17 protein-coding genes and 1 tRNA gene are annotated in these 15,972 nt (G+C 36.0%); 9 read left to right on the forward strand and 9 right to left on the reverse strand.

All coding sequences use genetic code 11. The features are described 5' to 3' along the window. Positions 1-68 precede the first annotated feature (68 nt). On the reverse strand, positions 69-1,112 hold the full coding sequence (locus tag DUK53_RS04630; RefSeq protein WP_036132123.1) for an acyltransferase family protein: 1,044 nt from the start codon (positions 1,110-1,112) through the stop codon (positions 69-71). Between the two features lie 56 nt (positions 1,113-1,168). Further along, entirely contained in the window at positions 1,169-1,654 is a 486-nt protein-coding gene (locus tag DUK53_RS04635) for a GNAT family N-acetyltransferase (protein ID WP_036132127.1), read from the reverse strand. A 131-nt stretch (positions 1,655-1,785) separates the two neighbouring features. Between DUK53_RS04635 and DUK53_RS04640 the strand changes: the two genes are divergently transcribed. Together DUK53_RS04640 and DUK53_RS04645 are read left to right on the forward strand one after the other, a co-directional pair. Beyond that, positions 1,786-1,935, forward strand: a complete 150-nt coding sequence (locus DUK53_RS04640; protein WP_112859896.1) for a lmo0937 family membrane protein — start codon at positions 1,786-1,788, stop codon at positions 1,933-1,935. Positions 1,936-2,131: 196 nt separating this feature from the next. Continuing rightward, complete coding sequence (locus tag DUK53_RS04645) at positions 2,132-2,359, forward strand: hypothetical protein (RefSeq protein ID WP_036132130.1); 228 nt, start codon at positions 2,132-2,134, stop codon at positions 2,357-2,359. 112 nt (positions 2,360-2,471) lie between these two features. Here the strand turns inward: DUK53_RS04645 and DUK53_RS04650 are convergent, their stop codons facing one another. The 5 genes from DUK53_RS04650 to DUK53_RS04670 all read right to left on the reverse strand — a co-directional run bounded on the left by DUK53_RS04650 (position 2,472) and on the right by DUK53_RS04670 (position 9,557). Beyond that, positions 2,472-4,472: an SH3-like domain-containing protein gene (locus DUK53_RS04650; RefSeq protein ID WP_036132133.1), complete on the reverse strand. Its 2,001-nt coding sequence runs from the start codon at positions 4,470-4,472 to the stop codon at positions 2,472-2,474. Between the two features lie 374 nt (positions 4,473-4,846). Beyond that, the gene (locus tag DUK53_RS04655) at positions 4,847-6,634 is read right to left on the reverse strand and encodes a hypothetical protein (protein ID WP_052164939.1); all 1,788 of its coding nucleotides are present in this window, start codon (positions 6,632-6,634) and stop codon (positions 4,847-4,849) included. Between the two features lie 27 nt (positions 6,635-6,661). Then, positions 6,662-7,525: a DNA adenine methylase gene (locus tag DUK53_RS04660; protein ID WP_036132136.1), complete on the reverse strand. Its 864-nt coding sequence runs from the start codon at positions 7,523-7,525 to the stop codon at positions 6,662-6,664. Positions 7,526-7,637: 112 nt separating this feature from the next. Further along, positions 7,638-9,311, reverse strand: a complete 1,674-nt coding sequence (locus DUK53_RS04665) for an ATP-dependent nuclease (protein WP_036132138.1) — start codon at positions 9,309-9,311, stop codon at positions 7,638-7,640. Positions 9,312-9,335: 24 nt separating this feature from the next. Beyond that, the gene (locus tag DUK53_RS04670; RefSeq protein ID WP_036132139.1) at positions 9,336-9,557 is read right to left on the reverse strand and encodes a helix-turn-helix domain-containing protein; all 222 of its coding nucleotides are present in this window, start codon (positions 9,555-9,557) and stop codon (positions 9,336-9,338) included. A gap of 95 nt (positions 9,558-9,652) precedes the next feature. Here DUK53_RS04670 and DUK53_RS04675 point away from each other — a divergent pair, with 95 nt between their 5' ends. The 5 genes from DUK53_RS04675 to DUK53_RS04695 all read left to right on the forward strand — a co-directional run bounded on the left by DUK53_RS04675 (position 9,653) and on the right by DUK53_RS04695 (position 12,320). After that, positions 9,653-9,919 (forward strand): hypothetical protein, encoded by a 267-nt coding sequence (locus DUK53_RS04675; protein WP_036132141.1) that lies wholly within the window; start codon positions 9,653-9,655, stop codon positions 9,917-9,919. Positions 9,920-9,997: 78 nt separating this feature from the next. Then, positions 9,998-10,282, forward strand: coding sequence for a DUF3130 family protein (locus DUK53_RS04680; RefSeq protein ID WP_036132143.1), 285 nt, complete (start codon positions 9,998-10,000; stop codon positions 10,280-10,282). Position 10,283: 1 nt separating this feature from the next. Next, complete coding sequence (locus DUK53_RS04685; RefSeq protein ID WP_036132145.1) at positions 10,284-10,652, forward strand: DUF3958 family protein; 369 nt, start codon at positions 10,284-10,286, stop codon at positions 10,650-10,652. After that, positions 10,649-12,049, forward strand: coding sequence for a T7SS effector LXG polymorphic toxin (locus DUK53_RS04690; RefSeq protein ID WP_052164940.1), 1,401 nt, complete (start codon positions 10,649-10,651; stop codon positions 12,047-12,049). Before DUK53_RS04685 ends, DUK53_RS04690 begins: the two co-directional genes overlap by 4 nt. A 19-nt stretch (positions 12,050-12,068) precedes the next feature. Next, positions 12,069-12,320, forward strand: coding sequence for a hypothetical protein (locus DUK53_RS04695; RefSeq protein ID WP_036132147.1), 252 nt, complete (start codon positions 12,069-12,071; stop codon positions 12,318-12,320). Positions 12,321-12,415: 95 nt separating this feature from the next. On the opposite strand, the gene DUK53_RS04700 is transcribed toward DUK53_RS04695, so the two are convergent. Next, positions 12,416-12,970 carry a helix-turn-helix domain-containing protein gene (locus DUK53_RS04700; protein WP_036132150.1) on the reverse strand — a complete coding sequence of 185 codons (555 nt, stop codon included), beginning with the start codon at positions 12,968-12,970 and terminating at the stop codon, positions 12,416-12,418. 399 nt (positions 12,971-13,369) lie between these two features. Here DUK53_RS04700 and DUK53_RS04705 point away from each other — a divergent pair, with 399 nt between their 5' ends. Both DUK53_RS04705 and DUK53_RS04710 read left to right on the forward strand, forming a co-directional pair. Continuing rightward, a complete protein-coding gene (locus tag DUK53_RS04705; protein ID WP_124892585.1) occupies positions 13,370-14,452 on the forward strand; it encodes a replication initiation factor domain-containing protein in 1,083 nt (360 codons plus the stop codon). Between the two features lie 160 nt (positions 14,453-14,612). Then, positions 14,613-15,713 (forward strand): tyrosine-type recombinase/integrase, encoded by a 1,101-nt coding sequence (locus tag DUK53_RS04710; protein ID WP_036132152.1) that lies wholly within the window; start codon positions 14,613-14,615, stop codon positions 15,711-15,713. A gap of 171 nt (positions 15,714-15,884) precedes the next feature. Here the strand turns inward: DUK53_RS04710 and DUK53_RS04715 are convergent. Then, positions 15,885-15,957: transfer RNA gene (locus DUK53_RS04715), tRNA-Lys, on the reverse strand. Positions 15,958-15,972: the final 15 nt, after the last annotated feature.

Consider the following 15,972-nt stretch of genomic DNA (forward strand, 5'->3'; position numbering starts at 1 on the left):
GGCTATACCAATTTATAAGGCGAACGACAAATAAGCACGAGCCTGATTGCGCTCATGCTTATTTTGGATTACGCTTCTTCCTCCAATATTTCGGTGCGTCGGAGTTTTTGAATGCTGTCTAGAGGGTTCAGTAGCCAGCGAATATGACTGCTAATGGCAACCAACGAGCTGCATGCGAAAATCGAGATACAGATGATGAAAGCGAGTTTTACGAAGGGGTTCCAAGTCGTGAAATCCGCGGCGAACATTCGAATGATGAAGAAAAATATCGGATGGAGCAGGAAAATGACTAGTGAATTATCGCCCCATTTTGTGAGTGTGCTTTCGCGATTGTTGACGAGCATGAATAGAATCGTAATCATGATAAGTGCGATGATGTATTGCTGGAACTCGATTTTTAGGAATTGCAGGATCGTGTTGGAAAAAGCGCTGGATTGCAGGAAGCCGTAGAACGCATTTTCAAATCGTAGTGGGTTGTTGGATAGCACATAGACGATGATGAAAATCAGAACTGCGCTGAGTAGTGCTTTGAATTTGAAGTTTCCGAGCGCCGCGCTATATTTGCCCATCGTCTCTTTGTTGATGTAGAAACCGAGCAAGAAGAATGGGAAAAATACAAATGTTCTCTGGATGGATAGGAATTGGCCTGAGATTGTGGGGTTTTCGATTAGGAAACCTGTTGCCCACCAGCGAATTCCGACGCTAGCGACTAAGATACCCGCTATGATGAACATGCTCCAGATCCGATACTTCCCGATTTTGTGGAGCAGGATTGCGACTGCGTAGAAACATGCTAGACTGACTAAGTACCATAAGTGGAAAATTGGCGTTGTGAAGCGGAACGTGAATATTTCGCCGTAATGTGTGACGTATGTTATGACCGCGTAGAATGATTGAAAGATTATGTATAGCAAAAGTAGATTTAATACCTTTTTCCAAGTCACGTTTTTCGCGAAATAGCCGTTCAGAAAAATAAATGCTGGCATGTGGAATGCGTAGATTAGCAGGATGAGCGACTCCATGCCGCCTCTGACTATGAGTAATAAATGGCCGAGTACTACTAAGAAGATGAGAATCCCTTTTATATTGCTAAATTTAACATCTTTTGTCATGATATACCTCCCAGAAGATTATACCATGGTTTTGGGAAATAGATGAATTTTAGCGACTAATCAAGATAATAGGCCAACTGGTAGTCATCTAACCATTGATTGTCCTCCCAGAATTCACGCTTAAAATAGGCCTCCTGCTCAAAGCCAAGATGTTGATAAAAGTGGAGAGCATTCGTGTTGGTAGCCATGACCCGAAGCGCAATTTTGCCGATGTTATTTTGTTTACCAAGCTCGATTAAATGTTCAATTAGCTGTCTTCCAACGCCCTGTCCCTGCGCTTGTTTGGCTACCGAGATGCCGAAAAGCCATTGTTTTTGGCGAGATGGGGCTAGCCCTGGACTGTGATAGACTAGAGATCCTAGAACGATTCCGTCTTCATTTCTAGCTACGAGCATATTTTGCGTCATGACGTCTTTTTTGAATTGCTCATAACCGTTTTCAGTCACGACATGTGGGGTGGTTCCTTTCACCATCACGCTTTTTTCGATTTCCCATAGTTCTGGGATGTCAGATTCGGTTTGAGATGTTATGTGGATTTTCATGCTTATCATTCCTTTTTATTGAGATTTGCTTTATTTTAGCATATTTCCGGTTTGCTACCCTACTAATTCGTATGTTTCACCTTTTTGCAGAGTGGTAAAGATAAGGACGGCAGAGCCTGAGGAGGTTACATATGTCAGGAATTATTTGGACGATTATTGTGGTTTTATTTGTGATTTGGGTTATCGGTCTGATTCTACGCATCGGCGGGAAGTTAATACATTTATTGTTAGTTTTAGCTTTGGTGCTGTTGGTGTGGAATTTGATTACGGGGAATGGGTGATGAGGAAGGCTGTACTATCTTCGAACAGAGGATAGCATGGCCTTTTATTTGATTTTTCTCTTTTTAGTGATATTATGAAAGGGTAGTATACTAGTTGTTTTACTCATAGTTAGATATATATGGGTAGCAGAAAATCACTCTTAAAATACAATCAAAGTTAATATATGTTAGATTACTAATAAAAAAGGAGGTAACTATGTATTTTAAATATTTTTTCATCAGTGTTACTATAGGAACTATCCTTATATTTATTATCCAGGCTATCGTTTTTGTGAAAAAAATAGCCATTCAAGGTGGATTAATTAATGGAGATACATATACAGGGCTATTCGATACTGGCTTAATGCCTATCCCTATTATGTTTTTTAGTATCAGTTTTATTTTTTTGGTGTTGTATATATATAAAGATTTAAAAATAAAATAAAACATCTTCAAAAATTCCATATTAAAACAAAAATCTCCTTGAGCAGACTATGACCTCAAGGAAATTTTTATTTTACATTTGTACGTCGTGGGGTAAAACTAGCTCACACTATTTATTTTTCTACCGATTTAAATTCAATGTGTGAAAATTTTTTCAGATAAAGATATGAAGTTGATCCATAGTACGTTTGACCAGTCCAACTATCAACTTTTTTTAGCTTTTGTGGAACTTTATATGTTGTATATACTCTGCGATGATAAATCGTGTACGATTTATTTTTCTTAACATTCACACTCATACCTGCCGTTTTTGTTACACTCTTAGTAATATTAAAACCCACAGAAGCATCAACTTTCGTTTTAGGTACCTTCAACGTCCCGGTAAATGAATTGCTACTAGTCAATGATTCAGAATATGAAAGTGTACCTGTCGCATTAGATTTTTTAGACGCCACTCCAATTCTCCAAGGACCATACGATTTACCTGTATTAGTTTTACTAGCCACAACCCAGTAGGAAACCACTGCTCGTAGCATAGGAGGTCCTTCGTCAAACTCTATTTCTTCCCCTTCAGGCGTATCCGCCACTATTTCAGGATCGTAGTATTCTGTCTTCTCCCCTATCTCATTCTCTACAACTCCTTGGTCAACCCCACTACCGAATGCATCATCATCTATTACGTCTTCTTCTGAAAGATTACTCTCCATACTAATGCTTTGATTTTGATGCAAGGCAATTGTATCGCCATTAACATCATATGCCGTCACACGGGTGTAATAATCGGTTGTTGTTGCAAAATCCGGATTATTTAAGTGGTAAACTGGAGCTGGATTAATAGCAAGTTCACTTCCCAATCCATTATCATAAAGCTCTTTTCTCCCTTGATTAGTATCATCAGCACTTGGCCAAATCCCTTTTCCTTGCGAGCTCCATCCTAAATTATTTTTCACATCGTAAGGATGGAATGTTTTCCCATCGAATATCCACACCTTATATCCAGCTGCTTGGCTAACTGCATCCCATTCAATACTCAGTACTCCTGAAGTTTCATCTATCGCTGGAGAGATAGTACTAACATTGTCTATACTAGAAAGTGGCATCGTTGCAGTATTAGCATCTGACACAGGCGATTCACCGTTGGCATAAACAGCCACCACACGAGCATAGTAGTACAGCCTATCTGTATAATTCACACTAGGATTGGCCTTATTAGCCGATACATAGGTTCTTAATGGATCTATCGGCAATTCACTTCCTGCTCCGTCCACATGCAATTGATATTTACCTACAGCCAAATCTTCATTTGTTGCCCATATTTTCTTTCCTTGGGTACTCCAACTTGTGACATTGCCGACATTCACATATTGATAGTTATATCCATTGAAAAAACCAACTTTATAGGCAACCGCATTTGCTCTCGGCTCCCATTTTAAATTAAGATATCCAGTGTTACTAGTCAATTTATGGCTTGTTACAACTGGCTTTGTCATCTTTTCATTAGATTGAACAGCGTTAAGGTCAATCCACCCCATATCTTTTCCTGTAGAATCCACAAAATTGACCCATGTTCTTTCCGAATCTGTCTCAACTTCCTTTACAGCCCGGAATGTTTGCTTGAAGTAAGCGCTTGAATTATTAACTAGGGCAGAGTTTGGCGTGTTATGAGGCCCATTGCTGTACACATTGTAAGTGATTTCTGTAGGTACGATTTCCATAGAATAATTGACCACTTTACTTGCTGTAACTGTCCGGAAATTAGCGCCTTGTTTAACCGCATTTTTGTCTACCCAGCCAATTTCAGTACCCTTTAAATCTTTGAAATTAACCCACGTTCTACTGTTATCAGTTACCACTTCTTTTACAGCTTGATATTTGCTACCGATAAAGTTTACTGAATCAGATACTAAAGTTGAATTCGGTAAATTATACGGAGCATTCTTAAAAACATTATACTTTATATCGCTTTTTACAATATCCATTGAATAATTAACATTTTTCGATGAGGTAATAGTGCTATACGCAGCTTCCCCCTTTTGAGGTATAGCAACTAAAGCCATCAACACTACCAAGAACATAATAAAGCCTTTTTTCAGCAAATTTCTTTTGTTTGTCATTCTAAATTCTCCTTTTTCTATAGTTTTAGGTAACCTGTACTCCCTTTTCTCCCCCCTTCCCCTTTTTAGTTAACGCTCTCATTTTGTATATTTATTAACGTTAACAAAATTGGGATTTATCAACTTTATTGTAGCATATATCGGAATATTTAGGTGATGTTTTCTTACTAAAATTTTTCCAAAAAAACCAAATCAGAGAGTAACTATGCTTTCAATGGAAGCTCGCTTTTTAGCATCCCTGCCCATGGAAACCATTTCTTAACTTTTTTACCTCTAATTTCACAAACAAAAAACCGCCTAAGCTCTACAGCCTAAACGGTTTTATGAAATGGGTTGTGAGGGGATCGAACCCACGACCCGCTGATTAAGAGTATTTAGATGTTGATACAGTAAGCTATATAGCATCTTAGAGTAGAGAAAACTGTTTTTAATATATACACATCGCCTAAAACATATGAATGCTTTATACTATTCATTGTAGTAATATAACCATTATCATTCACAAGTACCTTAATTTGATTTTTTTCACCTTTATCAATAACCTTATCCATCGCCATTTTATTAATCACTTGCATTATCTTCCCGTGGAGTCCACCCTCAGAGATGCCATCTAAATTACCACTAGTTCTATACGTATATCTTAGGAAACACACCTCTAGTAATGATAGAACTAGCAAATGCCTAGCTGAGTTAAATTTTTCTATATTATCTAACCCTAACATATTCAAGTCAATAAGTTCTGTTAATAAACTAGTAATTTTCCTATCGTACTCCTTAGCGAGTCCATAATCAAGTACCAGCAACCAGTCATTGTCTATCTGCAACCTTAAATCAGTTGTGATAGGAGGTTTCTTTTTCTCATAAATTTGTAATTCGATAATTCGAGAATAAGAACTCTCTGGCAAATTAATTCTGACACTGTATTCTCCTATAGCATTAGTAGCTGATACATTTCCATTTTTCGCAATAACTAAATTAGTTGAATGGAACCTCAAATCACTAGCATCTCCCGAATATTTAATAAAATCGTGTAAATTAACGCTGTTCCCATTTTCCACTTTAACAAAATGATTAATAATCTCAAATGAGTCGGGCTTCTTTACTTTCTTTTCTTCAATTTTCAAATGTAAATCTTCATTGTTTGTGTTCAAAGTAAAACCTATTGTATATTCCCCTTTATGATTATCTCCGAGTACAACAAACTTATCCCTGATTACCAAGTTAGAATCAGAAAATATTTTTATTTTATCTACAGGTAGCCCTTCGTTTATCAAGTCTTTTAACGTTAGTTCTGTACCCTCAATAATAGTATGCGTTTTCACCTTTAATATCGAAACATCACCTTCCTCAGGGGTTTTTGGATCATTTTCTGATTTAGATTCTTCAATCAGTGCAATTATCAAATCTTCGGTATCTCTGGCTCTATTAAGCATACGTGAAACACTTGTATTATCTCGTTCTGCTCTCTTGTTAACTTGGCTAACCAAAGAAAGAATTAAATCAATGGATTTTTTATCCAAACTCGCCTCATCAGAAATCCCTATTATTTTCTTTACTCCTCTATTATTAAAAATCCGACCTAAATTAGTATATTTCATTTCCTGAGTGATATCTTTATTATTGTAATACTCACGAACTTTCTCATCAATCATTGCTGGTACTGTTTTGGAATTGTTTCTTCTATTCTTGAAAATGTCCTTTTCTCTAGGTGTCCAAGCTTTAAGCCCTCTCCCCCTATCTTCACCTGAATGTTGTCTTTCCATAATAAATAAAGCTTCATCTACATTTGTCACATAACATTTTATTTCTTCAAAGTTAATTACTGGATTATTATTGGCCTTTATTTTTTCTATACTAGCCAAAAAAGTTTTTTTCAAAAAGCTAAATTGTTCAGGATCCTTTAAAATTTTCATTATCGCCACTCTTCGGTTTCCCTCGTATACCACATATTTTCCGATATCTTCATTATATATTACCACAATTTCATTAGAAGGAATTAATCCTCTTGTATATATGTCTTCGGCAAGGCGCAACATATTCTCACCACCGACCTTTTCTATCAATTTCTTTACTGCGTCCTCTTCGTTTACCGCTATATCATGTCTAGGGTTTTCAAAATCATTAAGAAGTTCATCAAGTTTAATATTTATTGTTTGTCCCAATATTGTCCACTCCTAATGTTTATTAGTTTATAGATACTCAGTCACAGATAAATATCGCTCTGGTTTTAACAACGATTTAGTCTTCTTTGAAAAAAACATTACTTCTTTTCCCGCTCGCTTATTTTGCAAAGTATATTGTAAATTAAATTCCATACCATTGTTTGCTTGATACATTTCTTTTATCTCATTTGTTGAATCATAAGTAACTATCCATCGCCTATTTTTCATAACGTTGTGTATTTCATTAGCCAAATTCACATGATCTCCATGTTGATAAAAATTTTTATATAGTCCTGGTCCTTTTTTATAGTAAGGTGGGTCAAAAAAAGTAAACGAATTCCTTGTTATTAATATCTCATCATTTATAAAATCAATGGCTTCCATATTCTTTAATGTTATTTTATTCTTATAACTTTCTATTATTCTTATTTTATTTATTAAAGCAGGTTTATTAAAACGACAATCCATTTTATAATTACCCGTTTGGTCAAACCCACCTATTGGCCCCGCCTTGTCAATAATGCCTGAACGATTAGTCCTATTTAAAAAGAAGGTAGAGAATCCAACCTCTAATTCTGAAAAATAATCAATATTGTTCCTAACCTCTTTTTGTCTTCGCCATTCATCAATATTGACATCTGTATTTTCTATCATTTTAATAAAATTATCTGTATCATTGATTACACTGTTCCAAAAACAGTATATTGTATAATCAAAATCATTAATAATTATTCTATTGACTACCCCTTCAATTAGCAATGCCAAAGAAATAGCTGAGCCTCCACCAAATGGCTCAATATAAGTTGTACTTCCATTTGTAATAATTAACTCTTTTACATACTTATATAATTTATATTTCCCTCCTGGGTATCTTAACGGAGATGGATTCATGTATATTATCCTCCTGCCTGAAAATCAGTCTTTCTACAAATCATAGTTCATTCTTTTAATTTTATCAAATGTCATACCAATCTTCGCCATTATTTTTTTAATCTGGCACTACCTATTCAAAAGCAGGCAAAGATTGCTCTACTAACAAATCATTTACTTTAGAAATGAAATTTTGTTTGAAATTTGATTTTGATATAAAATTATCATTTTTACAATAATACGTTACATATTTATTAAATTCTTGTCTTTTCAAACTCTTAGCCCACGACTTACAACCAGCCACCTTCACCTTCATTTCATTAACAGCACATCCCCCAGGGTATAGCTCATAATTCGAAAAGTCTCTAATAAATGCTTGCTTTTCCTTCCCCATTTTAACAAAAAAATCATCTCCCTCTGGTAAATTGCCAATATAGTAAACCAGAGAAACTTCTGGAGCAAATGAAAATTGATCAGGAAGAATAAGTAACCTATCAAACCTAATTTTACTAATTTCAGTTGGTAAAACATCACCATCTAACACCACAATACAGTTTGACAATAGAAAACTTGCATTTTTACACAGACTTTTCAATATATTTTTACTGGTTCCAGCACCTTCAGAAATTTTTGTAGTAATATTTATACGACTCTTTATATTTCTTGGTAACAAAGCATTAATAAATGATTTAGCTGAATCATCTTCTACAAGAACATCAATTTTATAGTTATCACTTAAATCTTCTGGATTCTCAAAAGTGAGTTCTTTATACGCCTGTGAATACGATGGATTCTCAATTATATTGTAATTTAAATCTCTGGCTCCCTGAGTGCTTATGAAATTTAGTTGTAAATTATTATCCCTAATATCTCGTTCGTATTCGATCGCCTTTTGAATTAAATAAAGAGAATGAGTATTGAAAATAACTTGTATATCATTTTTCTTAGACCACTTCAATAAATAGTCCAGCAATTGCTTCTGCGCAGAAGGATGTAGACTCGCTTCTATTTCATCAATACATAAAATACCCCTCAAACCATTTTGTTTCATAGCGTCCTCAAATGCCATGATAACATTAATCAAGTGACCTAAATTATCCTCACCTGATGATATTGCTGAAAAATCATACGAAGTCTTTTCAGACTTTGCTGGACCTAGCGAATATTTGAAACCTTCATCAGAAACTGCATTCGCATTAAAAAAATTACCTTTTTGAATTATTTTAGTATAGAATTTTCCTATTTTAATAGCTTGCTCATCAGAATATTCTATGGTTTCTAGTTCTTCTGCCTCCGTATTTATCATAGGGAACAACCTCTGCAAATTAATAAACGCAGTGTTTAAATTAAAATTCCCATCTCCTTTTCGTCTCCCAGAAACCACGACACGTGGTACAGGGGTGCTCCCAGCGTCATTTCTCAAATAGAACTCAACAGGTGTAGTCAAAATTTCTTCATTCTCTAGCTCGATTAGTAAATCATAATTATAGCGAGTCTGATCATATTCTTCTGATAGTTTAAAAATTTTATGAACTGGTGTTTTCAAATCTTTTCCAAAAATATTTTTTGCATCTGTACTGAAGGGGTGTCCAATTAACCCCATTATCGCAGATTTCATTGTCCCATTTTTCCCAGAAATAACGGTAAGATTTTTTCCTAATGGTATTCTTGTATCTTTTAGTGTCCTAAAATTATGGATATGTATCCCGCATACTCTTTTTATCTCTACCTGCTTATTATCAATAACACCTAAAGCTTTTTTCGTTTTAGCTTTGTTCATATCGGTAATAAATTTCTGATTATCCATCCCTATTGTTCCCCTCTTAAAGTATTATTCAGTTCTCTCCTCAATATCAATAATCTCCCGTATATCCTTCACATCCAAAGCATCTGCAATCCGTGCGATATGATCAAAATAAATGCTCTGCCTTTTATTATTCACTAACTTACTGAGTATGGCTGGTTCTATATCAGCTAACCTAGATAGTTCTTTCATCGAAATTCCGTGTTTCTCAACTAATGATTTTAGATTAACCACTATAACTTTTTCCATATCCACACCACCTCTTGTCTATACGAACATTTTATACTATAATGAAAACAAAACCGTTGCTCAATTGAGCAACTTTTCGAAAAGGAGGAAAATTTATGCTGTCAAAATCATTTAATCACGATTTTTCATTATTTTGTCACGAGCGTGTGGAACATTTCTTATCAGAAGAAAATTCTAGTATTGAATTTAAGGCACTACAAGAAAGACAATTCCATATAAGGGATGTACTTGAACAAAAGTTAAATAACGATAATGAGCTAAAATATCTTGATGAATTATTTAAATATGAAACAGAAGCTTTTATGCGTATCTATGCAACCGCTTTTAAAGAAGGAATATTATTCTCCAAGAATCCCCAATAACCTTATTTTATGACGACAATTCAATTATTTTCCTTTATAATGGATTTATAGACTAACTTTAGACGGGAGAATAGGGATATGACGCAAATAAAAGTTAATAGAGAAAAGATGATGCATCACGCTGCGGAACTTGGAGATAGTGTCTCGGGAATGACCCACCATACAAAGAAAAATAATACGATGTCTTACACCCAGTGCAATTCTATGACTAATTGTCAGAGAGCTTTACTTGATTTGGTGAACTATGTCGATTTGTTTGGAAAAGTGGTGCAGGAAGATGCTATTCGTATCAAACAAATCGGGGAAGCTTATGCTGCCAAGGATCGAGAAGTCGGCCAGAAAATGCAATTGGAGGTGCGCTAAGATGGAACCGAGAAGCGCGCAAATTCATCAGACATTGCAACAGTTAAAGCGGAAGACCGAACAACAAGAAGACGAGCTCTATGCGCTAAGGAAACAGCAAATTCAGCTAGAAGACACAGAAACTGAGCTTCGGCACATCGAACGTGAGAAAGAAAACCTTATTGCTCAAGCTCATGATGTATGGCGTGGAAATCATGGCAGAAGTGTGGCTTATGATGCGGAAGATACAGCGCATGAAAGTTGGAGAAAATTACGCAAGCATATTGAAAGTACACGGGAGCAGCTACAACAAGAGCAGAAAACCATTCAATCGAGCCTATCTCAAATAGAAGAGGAACGGAAACTGTTACATAAGGAGCTGATTTTATGACTCGCATCGATATTGCAGAGGTCACTCATTTCTCACAACAGTTGCGCACATCTAATCAGGAATTAAAACAGTATGTAAACGCCGTGAAACAAGCCGTCATCGCTTATATCAATGATACATCGATTAGTGGAGATGCCATCGCTAGCTCAAAAGAATACTACGCAGGTGCCTATTTTCCGCTATGTACATCCATTAAGCAAGCACTCGATTTAAGTGAAAGTAAGATGCAGAAATATATCACTGATTTCCACTCTCAAGTAGATTCTTCCCCCAATTCTCGACTTGATGTAGACGGCATTCATGACCTAAATCAAAAAATAACAGGTTTCGAAAATCGTCTAGAGAATGTTACGTCCCAATTGACGGCTTTAAACGGAACAGGACATGCTTCCGAACTAAATTATTTAGCCACGCAAATTTTCGAAGCACATAAAAAAGAAGATATACTGAATAAATTTATGGATTTTGAGCAGAGTCATGGAAATTTCTTTTATGAAGTTGGAGAATTAGCACATTATATTAAGCAGGCACTCGATAATATTCAGCAAAATCTTAAATTTGACGGCAAAACAGGCATGTATCATCTCGAAAAATTGAATCCTGCGACATTCAGCCAGCTCACTAAAATGTATGCGAGCCAGCAAAAAATCGATGATAAGATAAAAGAAATTGAGGAAATCGGACTAACTCCCAACGTTCCAAAAGGAAATAGTGCTGGCTTCATCACGATTGATGGTAAAATGAGTACAGAAGCGACCCTCGATTTTGTGAATCAACAAATGATTTATTGGCAGAGTGAGACCGTTTTCCGTGAAGTGCTTGGCGTGGGTTCGTTTTATCGTGCTGTTTACGGCGTAGATTCTGTATCAGGGAAACATGTTAGTGATGGACAGCGACTATTAGATGGTGCACTCGTATTGACGCAATATGGGGCTCCTGTGCTTGGTTTAGCTAAGTTCACATCTAAATTTGGCATTAAAAATACTGCCCCTAGCTTTGAGTTTGCTGAAACAGGCGCTAGAAATATTTCTGCTGAGCAATTCTTTAAAGAAGAAGCTTTAGCAGAAGAAATGTACGCTAATTTTCGAGCCATGGGCAAACAAGATATAAAATCTATTTCAAGCAATACAGGGGTTCCAGAATGGAGAGTAGAGCGCATTAAGAATCACGTCTTTAATAACCTCCATATAAAAGATTCTGGAGTAGCTAGATTCGACCCCGATTTTGAAATCGCACAAGCTTGGGAACGTTTAAGACTCGGTACATTCAAAAAGTCTGACCTCCAACTATTGGATCATGAGATTTTTGAAGCTAAATTTGAAAGCATTTTTAATACTGATTATCGAACTGCCCACAATAAGACAATTGAATCAGGAAGACCTTGGGATTTCGAGTAAAATTAAAGGAGTGAATACAGTGGCAGTTTTTATAGTCATGACAAAAGAGTACGAAAATGAGGAAAAAGTCGTCTATAAATATGGTCCTGATGAAAAAATATCAGGCATTATTGAATATAACAAGGATAACGGCATGATTAGCCAGCAAGAGCCTATTGTTTCAGAATTTTATCCAGATGAATTCTTTTTTAAGCGAGCTGGAAGGCGCTTGGCTAGAATGGCTATTAAAGACAATGGCAATTTTGTTGAACGAACTACAATTGAATCCTAACAATATAAAAACTCCTTTTAGAATACTACTAAAGGGAGTTTTTCGTGGATTATTCAATTTTCCAAGCGTCTTAGAGTTAGATACTCTCATTAAACCTACTTTGCTTTGTGTGTTTTCATTATCTCTATGAACATTTCATCAAGATTTCGAATAATTTCTTCTTTCCCCGCTTCAAATGCTTTCTTCGGATTATTTCCAGCTGATTCATAGTATTGCTTACTTGTTATCATATCTATATTGTAGAGTAGTTCCTCTACACGGGCTATGGCTTTTTTATCTGATTCCATACTTGCATCTAAAAATTTAATAGCTATATTTTTTATCAAATACCCATTTGTTAAATCTTGTTTTATATCATCTTTATGCATATGGTAGTACTCACTAATACCAGCCATTTGGTTCAAAAACATCTCGTCCGTAATTGGCAGAAGAATATCATCCACAGACTGTCCAGATATTTCTGCAATTTGTTTTAATCTGTCTGGCTTAGGTAGACTAACCCCTCTCTCCCATTTTGATACTATGCTAGGCGTAGTTGGTGGCGTAAACATCTGACTAAATTGTTCTAAGGTAACACCTAAAGATAATCTAATCGATTTAATATTCTTTCCAACACTCTTTTTTCTAGCATCTATTTTTTTATCCCTCATAATTAATAATCCTCCCTTTTGTAAAAATTTTGTACAAGTAAAAGATTAAGATACAAGCTTATCATATTTGTCGTAAATTGTCACCAAATCATTGACATATTCAAATATAATAGATATAATTACATTATGTCGTAAATTGTCGCATTTATTTTTTGACAACGATTGTCGTATTTTGTCACGTTTGAAATATAACTTTGTCCCGACATGGCGCGAAAGCGCCAAATGGCAATGTTGAGCGGCAGCGATCGGGACAGTGCCAAGCTTTGCTTGGCACTAAGGGCGCATATGTAACACCGCCCTAATAATACAAAAATAAATAAGAAAATGACTGGTATACCAAGCAATAGCGTACTAGTTAGCACGCACAAATACGCCTAAACTTGAAAGGAGGTGAATAATTTGGCTAGAGAGAATATCAGCGTTGGAATAGATTGGCTGACTATCGTATTTGACAATCTACACGCAAAAGATGTATTTGATAACATCCTAGATATTAATGAACTGTACTTTAGTAAACAGCCTCAGGGAATTCGTTATAAAAAATATACAACCTTATACCAACATGGAAACATACAGGTTTATGCGGATATTGAGCCCTCACTTAACAATCCCAAAGGGACAGGCTGTTATCTAAACATTAGCGGTACTGGTTGCCAACAATTAAAAATCTATCTTGATGCACAAAAGCGCTCATGGAAAGATTTTTTCCAATCTTGCGCCCAACAATCAGGAAAAAATGGCTTTCATGTCACCCGTATGGATGTGGCTATTGATGACCGTAATATAAAACCCGCCTTTACAGTTGCTCAATTACATCGAAAGTGCGAGAAAGGAGAATTTATCTCTAAAAGTCGCCACCATCGGCTGCAGCAAAGTAGCTCTGACAAGGTTAAAAGTGCTAAGACACTTTACATTGGGCATCGTAAATCTAATATTCAATATCGCTTTTACGATAAAGACAAAGAACAAGCTGAGAAAGGTAATTTTGATATCGAAGAAATGGGAAGTTGGAAACGTACAGAAATCCAATTACGCGATGAAAAAGCTAACATGCTAGCAAACGAGATTCGTTCTAGTTCTCAGACACTTCGCGAACTAGCATTTGGATTCTTGAGAGGTAATCTTAATTTTCTTGTAGAAAACCCTGAGCAATCCAATAAAAGTAGATGGGATTCCTGCCGTTTCTGGGAACGCTTTTTGGAAAATGCTGAACCAGTTAAACTAGAGATTCAACCCACCGTAAATACTCTGCTAGATACCCAAGATTGGCTTTTAGACGGTGGAGCTTTAGCGGCTTTAAAAGCATTTGAATTTTTAGAAGACAAACAAGCGCTTGGTGGTCTTCAATCTTTGGAATCCATGAAAAAGAAAACACAATTCAGCACTAATCTTGGCGCGAAAATTATCACCCATCTAAGTATGATAGGAAAATCAGAGCTTATACCATTAGTGTACGAACAGACGAAACAAACAGAATTTTAACACATGGAAAGGGTGCTATTAAAATGTCTAAAATAGGGCATAAAAAAAGTAGCGCTATAACCAAAGAAGTAAATTCTCCAGATATAAACACTACCCGTTGCAAGGTTATTATATCATAAATGGAGAAACTTTCAATACAATTTGATGGAGGTTATCGTTTATGGCAATCACAAAAACAGCGCGTAAAAGTTATCGTGTCGATATTAGCCTCGGAGTTGACCCTATAACAGGAAAACAGCGTCGTGTCCGACATAATAACATTTCTACTAAACGTAGCGCGCAACAATTGGAGAATCATCTAAAACAGCATTACTACAATGGTACTCTATTGCCCGATAAATCATTATCCTTTGAGCAACTAGGGAATCTTTATTTCCAATCCTATACAATTAATCATAAACCAACTTATGTGCGCACTCAGCGTGGCTATTATTCCAATCATCTTTTCCCATATTTTAAAGATTGTTTGATCAAGAAAATCACGCAGACACATATTCGAGAATTTCGAGAGCATTTACTCACTTTGAGCTTATCCTTTAACAGCATCAATAAACATATGATTCTACTAAAGAAAATTTTTGACGTTGCTGTGGATGAATCCCTTGTTTACACAAATCCTTGCTTGCGAATTAAAAAGTTGAAAATCATCAAACAAAAAATGCATTTCTGGACAACTACAGAATACTTGCACTTTATCGCATCTATCAGGGAAGACGAAGAAGTTCATAAGATTTTTTATCAAACTGCCTATCTCACTGGAATGCGTGCAGGGGAACTGTTAGCACTAAGGTGGTCTGACATCAATTTTGTGAAACAGGAAATTCACGTATGTAAGACTGTCTCCCGTATCGATGGGAAAATGATTGTGACTCCACCAAAAAGCGAGACCAGTAATCGAGTGATAACAATCAATTCCAAACTCGCTAAAAAGTTATCCGATTGGAAAGAGGCTCAATCCAAGCTTCTCCCCTCCATTCCAATGAAAGATTTAGTAATTTTTCAGCATAAGACATCACATCCAATCCGAGAAAACTTCGGGACTAAAAAAATTCAACGGATATGTAATCGTTGTGCTGTTCAGCCCATTCGTTTGCATGATTTCAGGCATTCCCATGTGGCTTTGCTAATAGATAACGGTGAAAATATAACAGTGATAAAGGAAAGGATGGGACATGCTAGTATCACAACTACAATTGATACATATGGACATCTATTCCCTAATAAACAAAGAGAAATGAGCGATAAACTGGATTTCCTGTAGTTTTCGAAGCAATTTAGTCACCATCAAAAAGCTGAAACCAATTGAGCACGAACGGTTTCAGCTTTCTTATTTCTAGGCGTAGGCAATTTTAAGGCAATACTACTCCAATTTAGTACATATTTCAAGGCAAAATAAAAACCCCAACAGTCATAAACCGTTGAGGCTCTAGGATGGGTTGTGAGGGGATCGAACCCACGACCCGCTGATTAAGAGTCAGCTGCTCTACCAACTGAGCTAACAACCCGTGCGATAAATGGTT

Origin of the sequence: Listeria sp. SHR_NRA_18, from assembly GCF_003856515.1 — a bacterium.
Classification (GTDB): Bacteria; Bacillota; Bacilli; order Lactobacillales; family Listeriaceae; genus Listeria_A; species Listeria_A newyorkensis.